The 16,094-nt window shown below is 53.6% G+C and carries 12 protein-coding genes; 5 read left to right on the top strand and 7 right to left on the bottom strand.

Going from position 1 to position 16,094, the window contains the following annotated elements; translation table 11 throughout:
- Nucleotides 1-4: 4 nt before the first annotated feature.
- From GOM71_RS11300 to GOM71_RS11280, 5 genes are all read right to left on the bottom strand, one after another.
- Nucleotides 5-835 carry a sugar phosphate isomerase/epimerase family protein gene (locus tag GOM71_RS11300; protein WP_156281068.1) on the bottom strand — a complete coding sequence of 277 codons (831 nt, stop codon included), beginning with the start codon at nucleotides 833-835 and terminating at the stop codon, nucleotides 5-7.
- A 163-nt stretch (nucleotides 836-998) separates the two neighbouring features.
- Nucleotides 999-2,069: a dual-specificity RNA methyltransferase RlmN gene (gene rlmN, locus GOM71_RS11295; RefSeq protein ID WP_156281066.1), complete on the bottom strand. Its 1,071-nt coding sequence runs from the start codon at nucleotides 2,067-2,069 to the stop codon at nucleotides 999-1,001.
- A gap of 138 nt (nucleotides 2,070-2,207) precedes the next feature.
- Complete coding sequence (locus GOM71_RS11290; RefSeq protein ID WP_156281064.1) at nucleotides 2,208-5,123, bottom strand: S-layer homology domain-containing protein; 2,916 nt, start codon at nucleotides 5,121-5,123, stop codon at nucleotides 2,208-2,210.
- A gap of 111 nt (nucleotides 5,124-5,234) precedes the next feature.
- A complete protein-coding gene (locus GOM71_RS11285; RefSeq protein ID WP_156281062.1) occupies nucleotides 5,235-6,335 on the bottom strand; it encodes a response regulator in 1,101 nt (366 codons plus the stop codon).
- Nucleotides 6,328-9,462, bottom strand: a complete 3,135-nt coding sequence (locus tag GOM71_RS11280; RefSeq protein WP_156281060.1) for an ATP-binding protein — start codon at nucleotides 9,460-9,462, stop codon at nucleotides 6,328-6,330. Before GOM71_RS11280 ends, GOM71_RS11285 begins: the two co-directional genes overlap by 8 nt.
- 164 nt (nucleotides 9,463-9,626) lie before the next feature.
- Here GOM71_RS11280 and GOM71_RS11275 point away from each other — a divergent pair, with 164 nt between their 5' ends.
- Both GOM71_RS11275 and GOM71_RS11270 read left to right on the top strand, forming a co-directional pair.
- Nucleotides 9,627-11,213: a M14 family metallopeptidase gene (locus GOM71_RS11275; RefSeq protein WP_253944803.1), complete on the top strand. Its 1,587-nt coding sequence runs from the start codon at nucleotides 9,627-9,629 to the stop codon at nucleotides 11,211-11,213.
- 74 nt (nucleotides 11,214-11,287) lie between these two features.
- Nucleotides 11,288-11,470 (top strand): DUF2524 domain-containing protein, encoded by a 183-nt coding sequence (locus GOM71_RS11270; protein WP_156281058.1) that lies wholly within the window; start codon nucleotides 11,288-11,290, stop codon nucleotides 11,468-11,470.
- Between the two features lie 109 nt (nucleotides 11,471-11,579).
- Here the strand turns inward: GOM71_RS11270 and GOM71_RS11265 are convergent, their stop codons facing one another.
- Complete coding sequence (locus GOM71_RS11265) at nucleotides 11,580-12,332, bottom strand: SDR family NAD(P)-dependent oxidoreductase (RefSeq protein ID WP_156281056.1); 753 nt, start codon at nucleotides 12,330-12,332, stop codon at nucleotides 11,580-11,582.
- A gap of 188 nt (nucleotides 12,333-12,520) precedes the next feature.
- Here GOM71_RS11265 and GOM71_RS11260 point away from each other — a divergent pair, with 188 nt between their 5' ends.
- A complete protein-coding gene (locus GOM71_RS11260) occupies nucleotides 12,521-13,165 on the top strand; it encodes a TetR/AcrR family transcriptional regulator (RefSeq protein ID WP_156281054.1) in 645 nt (214 codons plus the stop codon).
- A 103-nt stretch (nucleotides 13,166-13,268) separates the two neighbouring features.
- Here the strand turns inward: GOM71_RS11260 and GOM71_RS11255 are convergent, their stop codons facing one another.
- A complete protein-coding gene (locus tag GOM71_RS11255) occupies nucleotides 13,269-13,793 on the bottom strand; it encodes a GNAT family N-acetyltransferase (RefSeq protein ID WP_367649557.1) in 525 nt (174 codons plus the stop codon).
- 188 nt (nucleotides 13,794-13,981) lie between these two features.
- Here GOM71_RS11255 and GOM71_RS11250 point away from each other — a divergent pair, with 188 nt between their 5' ends.
- A complete protein-coding gene (locus GOM71_RS11250) occupies nucleotides 13,982-14,947 on the top strand; it encodes a phosphodiester glycosidase family protein (RefSeq protein WP_156281050.1) in 966 nt (321 codons plus the stop codon).
- Between the two features lie 30 nt (nucleotides 14,948-14,977).
- Nucleotides 14,978-16,009 (top strand): bifunctional glycosyltransferase family 2/GtrA family protein, encoded by a 1,032-nt coding sequence (locus tag GOM71_RS11245; protein WP_156281048.1) that lies wholly within the window; start codon nucleotides 14,978-14,980, stop codon nucleotides 16,007-16,009.
- Nucleotides 16,010-16,094 lie beyond the last annotated feature (85 nt).

The following is a 16,094-nucleotide window of genomic DNA, read 5'->3' as shown; positions in this document are numbered from 1 at the left end:
CTGCCTATCCTACATAAGGCTCGGCAATTGCTTTCACCCGCTCGATACCTTCCCACATATCTCCCGGGCCGTCATATATCATTGCGACCGGGCCTTCATAACGGACATCCTTCAGCAATTGGAGCAGCCTTGCGAATTCCGCTTCATCGGGTATGCCATTCGCGTCTAATTCCGGCTTGGCATGCACGTTCTCGCAAATCGGCAGCAACGCCGAAAGCTCCTCATAGCGAACACTGCGGTCAAAATTGCCGAAATCGCCGATCATTCCGATCTCGCCGCCGCCTTTCTTCGCCAATTGCAAGCAGTTGGCTGCGGTGTAAGAGAGCGACCGGAAATTTTCCGTAATGACGCGGATATTCCGCGGCTTGGCATAGGCCGCCAATTCGAGCAATCGCTCGCCTGCGCGATCCAGCGCTTCCCGGTCTTCCGGCGGCGATTCGCCTGCAACGATGCGGATGCGCTTGGCGCCGGTCTGCGCCGCAATATCGATCCATTGTCGAGCTAACGCCATATCGGCGGCGCTCCGTTTCACATCCGCCGACGAGATGTCGCCGTAATCGAGCAGCAGCGTGTGAAACGCCACCTTCGCTTCCGCAAGCGCTTGTTTCAACTCGTCCAGGTAGTCCGAATCGGTGCGCGGGAAGTTAAAATGGCAAATGTCGACCGCAGCAAATCCTTTGGCTGCGAGCAGTGCGGGAAGCTCCAGCAGCGTCGTCAATTCCGGCTGCGGATCGATATGTACCCCATGCGTTTGCTGCTCCTCATTCCAGTAGGTCCAGCGAAGCGGACCCAGGTGGCGATGAAGGCTCCACGTATTCAACGAAAGATAAGTCATTGGCGAACAGCTCCTCTATTAATCCTTATTTTTGGGTTTATTTGCTAGTTTTTCATCATTGTAAACACTCATTGAGGCACCGTCAATCCATATGCCAATTGTGCACAAAAAGACAGCCAATGCGATGTATCCTCGCACTGGCTGTCTTCAAAATCAATCTATTCTACCCTGCGTTCTGCTTCATTTGCTTGCTCCGCAATTGACCGCAAGCGGCATCAATATCGGTGCCGTGCTCCAAGCGGACGCTGACGCTGATTCCGTTCTTTTTCATCACGTCGTAGAACGCCTTGATTGTCTCCTGCTCGCTTCGCTGATATTGGCTGTGCTCGTCGACCGGATTGTACGGAATGAGATTTACGTTGACCAGCGCTTTGCGGTCGCCCTCTCCAATCAGCTCCACAAGCTCCAGCGCCTGCTCCCGTCCATCGTTTACGTCTTTGAGCAAAATGTATTCCAGCGTAATACGGCGATTCGTCTTCGACAAATAGTAGTCGATCGCAGGCATCAGCTTCTCCAGCGGATAAGCGCGGTTAATGACCATGATGCGCGTGCGCAGCTCGTTGTTCGGGGCATGCAGCGAAATCGCCAGGTTGACGCCTGTATTCATATCGGTAAATTCGTAAATTTTGTCGGCCAAGCCGCTTGTAGAAACGGTAATATGACGCGCGCCGATCGCCAGTCCTTTATGATCCTTTACAACGGTTAAGAAGTTAACGAGATTCGTCATGTTGTCGAACGGCTCGCCGATGCCCATGACGACAATATGACTGACCTTATCGCCATTCCCCGCGCTGTCCAAATGAAGCTGAACCTTCATGATCTGCTCAACAATCTCGCCTGCCGACAGATCACGGCTCTTCTTCAGCAATCCGCTCGCGCAGAAGCTGCAGCCGATATTGCAGCCGACCTGCGTCGTCACGCATACCGACAGGCCGAATTTGTGGCGCATCAGCACCGTTTCGATCAAGTTGCCGTCTTGCAGCTTGAACAGAAACTTGACCGTGCCGTCAACCGACTCCTGCTTCACATGCTCGCTCATCGTTTCCAGCACAAAGTTCTCTTCCAGCAGCTCTATACAATCGGCATTTACGTCCGTCATCGCAGCAAAGTCCGTTACCCGCTTCCGGTACAAATATTCCCATACTTGCGTCGCCCGAAACTTGCGATGCCCTCGCTCTTCCAGCCAAGCTGCCAGATGGTCCTGCGTCAATCCGTATATCGATGGTTTACTCATTGAAATAGTCCTCTTCTCGCAATCTGTTACTGCCTATTGTCCCAAAAATAGTTGTTGAAAACAAGTGGGCATCGCTGGGCTCCGCTGCCAGAAAAAAGAGGAGCGCCCTGAACGGACGTCTCCTCTTCGTTAAATCGACTATTTCTCCGCCGCTTCGAATTTGTGATCGATCGAAGCCTCCTGAATGTCTCCGAAAGCCCAATATCCTTCTGCGACATCACTCCATCTCGCATCGCCGTCGTTCAGCGGCCCTCTGCCAAGCACTTTATTAAGCAGCGTAACCGCTTCAGCCCGCGTCAACGCTTGATCCGGCTTAAAGCTGCCGTCCGCATAGCCTTGCATAATGCCTGCCGCCGTCACTTTGCCAATAGCCTCGGCCGCCCAATGCTGCTCGCTGTCGGCAAAGCCCGCCGCCGTACCGCTGCTTGCTTCCGCAAGCCATTTTGCGACAATGCTGGCCATCTCCGCGCGCGTAATTTGCTGCTCCGGTTTAAAGCTGCCGTCGGCATAACCTTGCATCAGTCCGAGCGCCGCTGTCTGGCCGATCGCTGCGGCAGCCCAATGCTTACCGCCGACATCGAGAAACGTTGGCGCCAGCAGACCGCCCTCACCGGCATCTTCCGCTGCGACAATCGAGCTCGCATTGCTGTCAGCCTGTTTTCCGTCTTGTTCCTCATCCGCCGCGAAAATTCGGCTCAACATAACCGCCATCTCCGCGCGAGTCAAATTCCGCTCCGGTCTAAACGTTCCGTCCGCGTAGCCGGTAATGTACGGCTTATGCTCATCGCCCCAGCCCGGAATATGGACGATGGTAAAGGCGCTGAATTTATTGACGGTAATTTGAAGACCTTTGGCGCCTTCGGCACCGTAGCCGACAATCTCGCCTTTGATCAATTCCTTGTCTCCGTCGCTATGCTCGACGAACACGCCGAGCTCGTTCAACTCATCCTCGCTCAGTTCCGTTTGGCCAAGCGGGAACACTAGCGTTACCCGATGGCTTTGCACATTCGTCTCGATTTCCAACGGACGGCCTATACTCGACACCGCATTCGTTCCAGCCAGCGCAAGAACCAATTGCTCCGTGCGAGCACGGTTCAGAGCTTCCTTGCGCTCGCTTTCCTTCTTGATCGGAATTAGACGGAAGTAGGCATCCTCAGTCAAACCTTTCATTTCCTCAGCCGATAAAATAATGCTGCCGTTCGACGAAGCGATTTCCAAGCTGACGCCGTTTGCCGCAAGCAACGCCAGCGATTCCTTCGGAAGGTTCACGAGCAGCTCCGAAACCTCGTCCTTCGGATCGGGAATAACCAGCTTAGCCGACTTGGAGTCTGCAGTCTGAAGCTGCTGGATCGCGTCTGCCGCTTGCTCCATCGTGAACTTAACCTCATCCTTCTTGTTGCCGAGCAAGTCCGTCGTACGCGTGATAAACGCTTTGGATACGACCTCTCCGTCTTTATCCGCGCCATCCTCGACATCAATCACAATCAATTCCTCCGTCGGCGCGGCAGACTCGGTCGGCGTCGTCTGTTGCTTCGCAACAGGACCTACCCATTCGCTGTCGCTTTGCTCGCCGGCTGCTGTTCCCTCGGCCGCAACCGGAACGACGCTAAAGCTGATATATTTGCCGACATCCGCTTTATGAAGCTTATACGTCTTTCCTGTCGCATCCGCTATCGCCATGCGGTTATCGCCCTCCGCATTGTCAGCGATATACCATTGAAACTTGCTTGTTCCCTCTTCGTCATCCTCGGTATCTGCATAGGCATAGCTTGCCGTCAAGGTTTGTCCGACTCTGAGCTTGCCCGCTGCCGCCAAGTCGCTTGCTGTCGGCGCGTCATTCGGAATGATTGTTCTGACATAGCCGCTGCCCGTCGGCGCTTCTTCCGTATTCGCCACTGCTGTAAGGGTCAGCTTGTCGCTCAGCAGGTCAGTATCTTCCGGCACCGTTACCGTAACGTTCACCTGGGCTACTTCCCCTCCTGAAATCGCTAGATGCGTAGGGCTGTCGATCGTAACGTCCCAGCCGTTCTCAGAAGCAGCGGACACATCGAATTCGGCATCCATTGGCACTTCAACATCGCCATCGCCCAACTGCTCAAGCAGGTTCAGCAATAAAAACGAGTAGGTTGCCGTTTCGCCCGGATATACCTTTTTATTCTCGGGAGCCAACACTTGCACGCCGCCCGCATCTGTCCAGCGCTCATAGGACACGATGCTCCACGCTTCGCCCGGCGCTAGCGAATCATGGTTCCATTGAAGCTGATAGCCGGCATCGATATAACCGTAGTCTCCATTGTTAATAAGCTCATTGTTCAATTGTCCATTCATGGCTTGATCGTACGCTGCGCTGTAGTCCCCGCCGGCATAACCGTCGGCTTTGGACGCCTCGCTGCCGTAATAGCCCATAATGCCTACATCATCCGTCGAATCATTGCGCAGATAGACCATGCCGAGCGTGTCATTCCAATACGCCCTGGCGCTGTCGATGCCGCCAAAGTACGCGTCTCCGCCATGAATCCACTTCAAGCCGGTAAATGTTTCGCTCTCGGTCGTATTTTCCAGCGTCCAGCTTTTCTCATAAAACCAATCGCCGGGAATATATCGTATCGTCTGCTTAACCCGCAACTGGCCCTCATTAAACAGCCAAGACATCTCAATCGTATTGTCGTCCGGACGCTTTACGCTCTCATACGCGCCCCATTCACCGCCGTAATAAGGCGTAGTGTAATACTTGTCTTCGCCGCCCATGTTAACGAACAAATTCGTTCCCCATCCATAGCTGCTATAATACTGATTTACATAGGCGCCGCCCTGTTTCAAATAGGCAGCGATTTTTCCTGATTCATCCATTATAATTTGAATCGGATTGCCGTTGCCTCCCAGTTGAAGCGTATCGCCGCTTACATTCATCGCCGTCTGCCTTGCCTGTGCTCCGTCAGCCAATCCGTCCTTCTTCGCACCCGACGCCGAAGCGGCCGAGACTGAGAACGAAGGAACGAGAAGCGCCGCCGCCAACATGAGCACCAACAGCTTGTTATACTTTCGGTTTCGCATTGCTGTCTTACTTCCCCTCTGCGCAATTTTTTTGATGATAACCGGATTGTACCAATGCCATCTCTCAAAAATCTCACAATATCGGGAATACTGTCGAACGATGCAATACGACTAGCTGAAAGATTCTGCTTTCTGCCGCAGCCGCTCTGGCGGCGCTATTCCAAGCTCAGAGAGATAAACCGCCTCCGCTTTCCGGAAATGGGCAGCAATTTTATGCGAATGCCCGCTCCACGCATAGACGTCAAGCAGCAGTTCATGCATCTCCAGGCGCGTCGGGTCGATGGTCAAGTAGGACAGCAGACGATTTTCCGCCCCTTGCCAGTCGCGAATTCTCATTTCCTCTTCAACGAGACGCCTTGCGATCGTATAGTACTGTTTGCCGAAAGCCTCAGCCAAAGGCTCCTTCCATAAAAAGTCTTTCATCTCCAGCAGCGGACCTTTATACAGCGCAAACAATTGCCGATCCCTGTCCCAGTCGGTCCCGTCATCACGGTTCACATAAGCAAGCACATCGTATGCAGCGGCGTCTCCCGTATCAAGCAAGTAGCCGGTGCCCGTCTTTTTGATATCCATGCCGATCCCATGCTCTTTGAGCAGTTTTTTAAGCCGATAGACTGTATTGTATAAATTATGGGACGCCCGCTCCTCCTCCATGTCGGCATAGAGCAGCTCAAGCAGCACCCATTTACCGATCTCTCGGTTCGGATGGCACAGCAAATACGCGAACAGCTCCTCCGTTTTACGAGTCGGCCAATGGACCAGCTCGCCGTCGGCTCCGCGCACCTCGAACGCGCCGAAGCAGCTAATGGAGAGGCCATGCTCGCTGCTCTTCTTTTCGGGCGGGCGAGCATGGCCCGTTTGCAGCAGGCGCGCCGTTACTCTCTGCAAACTTGCCGGAGTCACCGGCTTTAATAAATAGTCGAGCGCCTGCACGTCGAACGCTTCGAGCGCATATTGCTTGTAAGCGGTCGTGAATACAATGCGCGTGCCGGGAAGCTTGGAGGCAACCGTTCGGGCCAGTTCCATGCCGTTCAGCCTCGGCATCTCGACATCTAGGAACAAGACATCCGGCTGCAGCTCGGGAAGACGTTCAGCCGCATCAAGCGGATTAGTGAACGTCGCGATAATTTGATAGCGGTTGTCCATCCCGACAATATGCTTCATCAAATCAAGAACAAGCTTCTCGTCGTCCACAATAACTGTCTTAAACATGGAACTTCACTCCCTTCCCTTGCCCCGCCCCAACCGTCAGATTGAGCGGAACGTACATCGTAACGGTCGTTCCGCTGCCAAGCTCCGATACGATCGTAAGCGACGATCCCGGAATGGCAGCCAGCCGTTTGCGGATATTCGAAATGCCTATGCCCGATCCCATATCGCTGCCGCTTGTGAAGCGGTACAGCAAGTCGTCGGGGATGCCGACGCCGTCATCGCTCACGACGATTTTCAAAAACCCGGCCCCTTCTTCAATCGAAAGCAGCACTTTGCCGTCGCCGTCCTTCTCAAATAGCCCGTGACGAATCGCATTCTCGATAAAAGGCTGAATGCAAAGCGACGGAATCAGCTTCTCCTGCAAGCTTGGATCCACATAGAAATCCCACTCCAGCCTGCTGTCAAAGCGCGCTTTCTCAATTTCGACATACGCATGGATCAAGTCCAGCTCATGATGCAGCGGAACAAGCAGGCTGTCATGGTCCATATCCAGTATGTGACGCAAGTATTGGCTCAGCATCGACAGCAAATGCGCTGCCTTCACGCCGTCGGAATAACAAATTGAAATAACGCTGCTGAGCGCGTTGTATAAGAAATGCGGCTTGATCTGCGCCTGATGGAATGCATGCTCGTTGCGAATGGCCTCCTGAATGGAACGCTTCATGGCGATCAGCGTTTGAACGCGGGCAAGCAGCGTCTCGGCGTCGAACGGCTTCGTAATATAGTCGTTGGCCCCCGCTCCAAAGCCCATCGCAATATCTTGCGGCGTATTGCGGACGGTTGCAAGCAGGATCGGAAGGTCGAGCACAGACCGCCGCCGACGCAGCATCCGGCACAAATCGTATCCGGAAACGGCCGGCATCATCACATCGGAAATGACCAGATCGATGCTGTCGCTCATTTCCTCGAATTTGCGTATGGCCTCCTCGGCGGAGAAAGCCGTAATGACGTTGTAAGGCCCTCTATGCAAAATGGCAAGCAGCATATAAATGTTGGAAGAATCGTCATCCACGATCAAAATCGTATAAGCGTGCTTATCGATGTGATCGACGATGCTCAGATCGGCGGCGGCAGGCCGTTCCCCGGCCGCGCTCGCTTCCACGGCGCCTAGCGGCGGAGCAGCGGATGGCAGCGTAAAGGTCATGCGGCTGCCTTGGCCGATTTGCGACCATGCTACGCCGATCGTGCCGCCCATTCGCTCCACCAGCTTGCGAGTAATATAAAGTCCGATGCCCATGCCCGCGTAGCCGTCCTGCTGCAGCGGCTTCGCCGCATCCATGTAATGATATTCGTTAAAAATCGCTTCAAATCGCTCCTTCTCGATCCCGGTGCCGGTATCCTCTACCGATAAATAAACATGGTCTTGCGAAGTGCCGGATGTCACCGATATGACTCCCCGCTCTGTATGTTTGATCGCATTATGCACGAGATTGTACATGATTTGCCGGAGCCGGTTCTCGTCGGCAATAACCCATGTGCCGGCGTCAACATCGTTTGTGAGCGCAACCGCCTTTCCGGTCAGCTCGAACCGGAGCACATCAACAACGATCTGCGCCACCATGCGGACATTGACGACCGATGGCTGCAGCCGCAGCTCTCCGTTTCTAATCTGGGTCACATCAATTAAATCCTCGATCAACAGCGACATTTTGGTTGACGTGTCGCGTATGAGCCACAAATGCTGCTGTTGCTTGGCTGAGAAAGCACCTTCCCCGTCCTCCAGCAAGTGCGAAGCCATGTTCATAATGCCGTGCAGAGGCGTTTTCAATTCATGCGACGTGTTCGCCAGAAACTCGTTTTTCAGCTCGTTGGCGACCGACAAACGATTCGAGAGCAGCTCTGTTTTCTCGAAAGCGGCCGTATATCGATAGGCGAGCAGCACATTTAGAAACATAATAAAGCACACGATGCCCGCTTTGATTCCGAAATCGGTCTGCACCGCATTGACAGCATACAGCAGCCCGCTTACAAGATAGAATTGCAGCGACCCCGCAGCGCCTATAAACATCACCATTTCTTTCCGGTAATGCGAGTCTCCCGCTTTTTTAACGTATTGGATAGCGAGCCGCGCAATAATGGCCAATACGACGACAAACATATAAAGCAGGAAATATACTTTTATTGCGCTGTACACCGCATACGGAAGAAGCAGAATAGCCGCGATAAAAGCGAGGACAGGAGCTATTGCAATCATCAGTTTGCGCAGCGGCAATAAACGGGAGTCTATCGCATTAAAAAACAGGACAAGCCAGACGATGCTCAGAAACTCAGTCAAGTTCTGCACGCGATACACAAACTCGAACGGCAAGTCCGGAGCGAGCCGCAAGCCGATCTTTTCACCGTATGTAAGCAGATTGATAAAAAGCGTCCACATATAAAGTCCGGAATAGAGGTTCGTTTTCTCTCTTATCCGAATCATCGAGATGCTTAAATGATAGGAACCGAACAGGAACAGCACGAATATGACCGCGAAATCCGCCCCTTGTTTCAGCCCGTCCAATGTCGCGATATCCCCGTCTCTGCCGAATGAAATGGCGCTGGCGATCCCTCCGCTTGCAAAGACGTGATTTGCCGTTTGAATGACGATCTCCATCTCGTTCGAATCGAGAAGAAACGCCGTACTGTAAGGCGTATTGCCGGGCAGATGTTCCGCTAAAAACGCATCGGGCTTGCCGTTCTCGCCCTCCAGCCTGCCGTTTACATAGAGCCGGTGCGACATGCGTATGCTGCTTATTTTCAGCGCCATAATTTCATCCGGCTTCTTCAGCGACACCACAAGCCGATAAGTGCCGTATCCCTTCGCGCTCATGCCGCTTCCGCCGCTTTTGCCAAGCCAGGCTCCCGGAACCTTCAGATACGACGCCTCTCCGGCCTCGGCTCCCGCTGCATTCCCTTTACGGAAATCGTCAGGCTCCAATAACCGTCCTTCATAAAACTCCCACTCTCCATTGAGCGAAACCGCGCCTTCCCGCGCGAAATCCCATCCCGACAAATCCAGCTTTCCTGCCTTCGCAATCGGCGCTCCATGTCCCGATTCCATGTTTTTATAGAACAGAAAAACGGCCGAAACCGTAATTATAAAAATAAGCAAGATCCCCGTTAATTTGGCAAACGAAGCCGCTCTCATCCATTTCCCCCCTGCAACGCACCATTTGGTCCCACTCTATCATATTCATCTCACAAAAAACTCAAATTGCCTCCGCATGCAGTAATTTCGAGGAAAAACAAGGAAAATGACTGTTTTTGTCGAATAACCCTAGTTGAACTTTTACAGCATAGGGGAGAAAGCAATTGTTAAAGCTGCAGTACCGCACAAAAATGGCGTTATCGTTGTTGTTGGCTGTTGCCATGATCTGTTCTTTACTCGGCCGGGCGATGCCTGCCCACGCCGCGGCATCCCCCATCGTCGATCCGAAGCAAATCTACACGTATGAAACGATGGTGAAAGATCTAAAGGAGTTATCGTCCGCTTATCCCGATTTGATTAAGCTGTCGACGATAGGCGAAAGCGAGTACGGCCGCAAGCTGTGGCGGATGGACTTTGGCAAAGGCCCAGCCGTTATTTTGCTGAACGCCTCCCATCATGCCAGGGAGTGGATGACCACGACGCTGCTGATGTACATGGTTGAAGACTATGCGGCAGCTTACGCAAGCAACGACACGTATCAGAAAAAAGCCGTACGCGATTTGCTCGACCGCGTGACGTTCGTCGTCATTCCGATGGTTAACCCGGATGGCGTAACGCTCCAGCAAAAAGGGCTCTCGGCATTTCCGTCCAACCTGCACGAATCGCTTATCCGCATGAATAAAGGCAGCCGTAATTTCAAACGGTGGAAAGCAAACGCGAAGGGAGTGGACCTGAATCGTCAATATCCGGCTGGCTGGAGCACCATAAGCAATGCCGCTCCGAGCAATAGTTATATGAACTACAAAGGCTCCCAACCGCTGCAGGCGAAAGAAGCGGCGGCAATGGCTAAGCTGGCCCGCGAGCTTAAGCCGGAGCTGGCAATGTCGTACCATTCGTCAGGCGAAATTATTTATTGGAACTATAAAACGAAGGCGGAGAACCTGGCACGCGACCGGGCGCTCGCTACAAAATATGCGAATATGACCGGCTATTCGCTCGTCGCGCCATCGCCTAACCCTTCTGGCGGCGGCTTCACCGACTGGTTCATTTCCGAATTCGGACGGCCGGCCATGACACCTGAGATCGGGCGCGCGGTAGGCGACACGCATGTGCCGTTATCCGAATGGTCCCGCATTTGGGGGCAGCACCGCTACACCGGCTGGATGCTGGCTATCGAAGGCTATAAGCTGTGGATGGACAAGCAGGAAGCGAAAGAGGCGGACGGCAGCATTTACTTGCTCGCGACGGAAAAAGGCTATCAATGGCCAAGCCTCGATTCGAAAATTTTGAACGCCAATAAAGCAGGCGTCTACGAGCTGCTTCGCGTAAAGGGCGACTGGCTGGAGATCAAGGCTGCAAGCGGACGCCAATGGATCAGCGAGCGCAACGCGCTGCAGCAGGTTGAAGAAGCGCCAAGCGACATGAAGGTCATGCTCAGCAAAGCTACGGATGTGTACACGTCACCATTAGCGGGCAAGCCGACAGCGATCAAATATGCCGATCAGAAGCTGACCGTCCAGCTTGCCTGGAAGGAATGGTATATGATCAAGACGTCGCGCGGTCCGCTGTGGGTGAAGAAGAAGCAAGTAACAATTGTGAAGAAGGAGAATCCAACGCCGTCGCCTTCTCCATCAGCTTCCCCTTCTCCATCTCCATCGCCTTCACCGCTGCCGTCGCCTTCTCCATCGGCATCGCCGCTGCCTTCTGACGCGCCGGCAGACGATAACGAAACCGAACAGCAGCCTGAATAATTCAAGCGAGATCCTCCATAATAGAAGGGAAGCCTTGGCAAGACGAGGCTATGATATGGATGGAGGAGAAGGCAATGCTCGATCATCTTGAAAGCAGCTATGATTGCGCCAATGCAAGCGAGGATTTGCATGAACTTAAGGCCGAGCTCGCCGCTCTGCGCGGACGCGGCTTGGAGGATACGGAATCGCAAGAAGCAATCAACCGCTTGGAAAATCAAATTTCGTTCATTCTGAACAAGTGCGACATCAATCACTAGCGCAAACGGGCTAGAAACGACTGTCGCCGTCCTCAGGCGGATAATGAAAACCAGCCCCCTCAGCCGCAGCAGCGGCCGAGGAGGCTGGTTTTTTCATGGCTAATAACGGTTACTTTGCGGTTACGCCGCCGTCGACCGGCAATTCTACGCCCGTAACGTAAGCCGATTCGTCGGAAGCGAGGAACAGCACCGCCTGAGCCACTTCAGACGCCTGTCCAACGCGCGGCAGCGCCGTTTGCGACAGGAACCATTGCAGCATTTGCTTATTTTGAATATGCTCCGCGCTCATTGGCGTTTCAATAAAGCCCGGATGCACGGAATTGACGCGGATATGGTCTTTGCCGAAATCAACCGCAGCCGCTTTGGTCAACATCCGCACCGCGCCTTTGGATGCTGTATATGCGCCCGCGCCGCTGCTGCCAGTCAGGCCAGCGATCGAGGAAATGTTGACGATCGAGCCGCCGTTATTTTGCTGCATAACCGGAATCACATACTTCATCCCGAGAAATGTGCTCGTTAAATTGATGCTCATCACTTTATTCCATTGTTCAATCGTTGTGTCCAGCAGCCCAACCGCGAGCGAAATGCCTGCGTTATTGACCAGCACATCGATGTTGCCGTAAGTTTCTGCCGCCGTTTGCACGACGCGAATCCAATCTTCTTCGGATGCGACATTATGCGCGAGGCCCGTTGCCTTGCCGCCAGCCGCTTCGATTTCTTGCACAACCGCTTGTACGGCCGCTTCGTTAATATCGGTCGCGATTACGTTCGCGCCTTCTTTCGCAAACAAGAGCGCTTCCTCGCGTCCCATGCCGCTTCCTGCCCCTGTAATGATTGCTGTTTTATTTGCCAGTCGAGTCATTTTCATGTCTCCTCTTCGATCATTTTGGGTTAATGATAGTTTAACTATCACTATGATATAAACTATATCACTGCGCGGCGAGGATTTCAATTTCCTTCTTCTTCTTGTGTGCCGACGAACCGGATAGCTATAATATTCATTATTGCTTTTCGACAGGAACATTATTGCGGAAAGGATTGGCGATCGCATTGGATCCGAGAGAAAGATACGAGAAGGAGCGGCAAGACGGCAAGCAAAATCGGCAGCAAAATGTGCTGGAAGCCGCTGCGCGCATTTTTGCGGTTAAAGGAATTGAAAAAACGACGATGCAGGATGTTGCCCGGGAAGCGAGCGTTGGCATCGCAACGTTGTTCCGTTATTTTCCAAAAAAAGAGAAGCTTATCGTCGCTGTCGCCACGATGCTGCTGGGGCCAATGCTGGAGCGGTTTCAAAGCGTCGCTGCCCTGCCGCATTCAAGCTTGAAGCGGCTGGACGCGCTGCTCGACACCTTCATCCGAAACGACGATGACATCAATATTAAAGTGCTTGCCGATTTCGAAAACTACAGCTCTCACTCTCCGGAGCCGCTGGAGGACATGCAAGCCTACAACGAGCTGCACCGCGATATTTCGCGCGCGTATTCGCGAATTATACAGGACGGCATGCGGGACGGCTCCATCCGGACCGATCTCGACGTTCGCGATGTGCTGACGACCGTGATGAACACCTTCGGTTTATTTTCCAAAAACTTATCGCTGCAGCAGAACATTCCGCTTCTGGAGTCCGACTTGGAGTCCGACAAGCAGCTTGCGATTCTGAAACGGATACTGCTCGATTATGTGCAGGCACGCTAATTGAAAAAGGGATGAAGCCGCAGACGGCTTCATCCCTTTTCATATGGCGCAGTAACGGGCATTATTCGGATAAAGCAGCAGCCCATCAGCGCGTCGCCCGCTCCTAGACGTCCAGCCGTTTGGCATAGCAGCGGCGCGGAAGGCCGCCGTACATGGGCCGGGAAAACTGCAGCGACAAACCCGCAGCCTCCAAATTGCGCCAGCTGAATGAATTGTCCGGGTGAACGGTGGAGAACAAGTACCGGTATCCCAGCTCGCGAGCGTGCTCCTCCCGAAGCTGGTGGAAAAGGCGCTGCAGCCCCTGACCGCGAGCCGCTTCATGCACCACCGTTGCGTCAAGCGCAGCTACCAGATGCAATTCCTCCTCCGGCACTCCGAACTCCCGCCCCAAATTGTCTTCGCTCAACCCGGGAAACGCCAACGTAGTAAATGCGACAAGAACGCCATTATGGTATGCCCCGTAAAGCTCGCCGTCCCGGCCCGCAACCGAACGCAAATAGTCCTCTCCCGACGCCGCAAACCAGCCTTGATTCGGCAGACGCGACGCTACATCCTCCATTAGCGCCAGCACCTCCGGCACTTCCTCTTGATCCAATCTGCGAATTTCAATCTCCAATGTCACGGTCACTGCGAATCCCCCCTTGCCTCTATGCATTCAGCAAAATTTCAGCATGCGCTAATCCTGCTATAAGGTTCGACTAAGGAGACACTCAGTTAGGCTGCTTATACTCATCATTACAGGAAATAACAGCCCGCGCAAGGCAGAGCGACTTTAAGCTCCGCTTAAAGATCCTGATGTAAGGAGTGAGTGATCCAATGAGCAAGTCTCATTTATCGAAAAGAAAAAAAACAGCGATCGCCGTCGCCGCTTTCGTCATCGTCATTGGCGCCATCCTCTACGGACTGGCAGACCGTTATTTAATAGAACATGTCCAAGTGAAAGTAGCCAGCCCGGCTTCCGCGACAGGCAGCGCAGGCGCAGACAACTCCGAAGCTGCCAGCGCATCCGGCAACCAGCTGGCGAGTAAAGCGCAATACGACTACTGGAGCTTTGCAAGCGATAACATCACGATCGCCATTAGCGAGAATCAAATCGGCTCGGGGAACGATACGACGACCTATTACGTCGCCGATGTCGTTCTGCGAAACGGCGCGACGCTCGACACCGCGTTCGCCAAGAGCGCTTTTGGCCGCAATATTATCGAGAATACGTCGACCATCGCAGAGTCTAACAACGCCATACTGGCGATTAACGGCGACTACTACGGCTTCCGCAGCGACGGTGTCATTATCCGCAACGGCACGCTGTATCGGGACGAGCCCGCGCGGGACGCTTTGGCGCTGTTCCAGGACGGCGCTTTAGAGGCCTATGACGAGCAGGAGCTTTCCTCGTCGTCGCTTCTTGAAAAAGGCGTCACCGATACATTCTCTTTCGGTCCAACGCTTGTAAATGACGGGGTTGCTGTGACTGGTCTGGACAACGTCAGCATCGATACGAACTTCGGCAACCGCACGATCGACGGCTCTAATCCGCGAACCGGCATCGGCATGATTGAGCCTAACCATTATGTGCTAGTCGTGGTCGACGGACGCAGCAGCACAAGCCGCGGCTTGACTTTGAACGAATTTGCCGGCTTGTTCGCCGAGCTTGGCGCGACAGAAGCCTACAATCTGGACGGCGGCGGTTCATCGACGATGTACTTTATGGGCCGCGTCGTCAACAATCCGCAAGGCAAACAGAAAGAACGCGGCGTCAGCGACATTATTTATGTCGGGGAATAGCGCAAGCGCAACTGAAAGGAGGCGTCTATCATGATCTGTCTCATTCCATCCTATGAACCGGATGAACGGCTGCTCATGCTGATAGAACAATTAACAGCAATGGACGATATGTCCGTTGTCATTGTCGATGACGGGAGCGGCGAGGGCTACGCGCCAATGTTTCAGCTCGCGCGGGAAGCCGGATGCGTCGTATTGACCCACGCCGTCAATCGGGGCAAAGGCCGGGCGTTGAAAACCGGCTTTCGTTTTTTAAAGGAGATCGGCACGAGCGGCAGCATCGTCTGTGCCGATAGCGACGGCCAGCATCTGCCGGCCGATATTCGGCGCATCGCCGATACGATAAGCGCTTATCCGGGACAAATCGTGCTCGGCAGCCGCCATTTCACCGGCGAGGTGCCGCTGCGAAGCCGGTTCGGCAATGCGGTGACACGCAAAGTGTTCGCTTTTACAACCGGCACGGCTATTCAAGATACGCAGACGGGATTGCGCGGCTATTCCGTTTCCATGCTGGACTGGCTGTGCGAAGTGCCGGGCGATCGCTTCGAATACGAGATGAATATGCTGCTGGAGGCCGGCCCTTCAGGCATTGGCATCCACGAGGTGCCGATTGATACCGTTTATTTGGACGGAAACCGCTCATCGCATTTTCGCCCGCTGCGGGATTCATTCAAAATCTATATGCCCATATTTGCGTTCAGCGCTTCCTCGCTTCTGTCGGCGGGAATCGATATTGTTCTTCTTATGCTGCTGCAATGGATGACTTCCAATCTGCTGCTCGCCGTCGTCTTTGCCAGAGTCGGCAGCTCGATATTTAATTTTGCCATGAATCGCAATTACGTATTCTCGCGCTCTTCGCGAGCCCGCGGCGTCGGCAAGATGGCGGAAGTCGCCCGCTCCGCTCCGCGTTATTTCACGCTAGTCGGCGTTATTTTGCTGCTTAATTATGCGCTTATGCATATAACGCACGAGCAGCTCGGGCTTCCGCTGCTTGCGGCCAAGCTGTTGACCGAGGGAGCGTTGTTCGTATTCAGCTTTTGGGCGCAGCGAAAATTTGTTTACTGAATTTATTTTCCAGCGGCTTGATTGTATGATGGAGTGAGATAAGAGCGGGCAAATAGACTTACTAATTTGAAGGAGAGTGGCCGCC

It is taken from the genome of Paenibacillus sp. NEAU-GSW1 (assembly GCF_009737085.1).
Classification (GTDB): Bacteria; Bacillota; Bacilli; order Paenibacillales; family Paenibacillaceae; genus Pristimantibacillus.
This window is presented reverse-complemented; position numbering and strand designations above follow the sequence as displayed.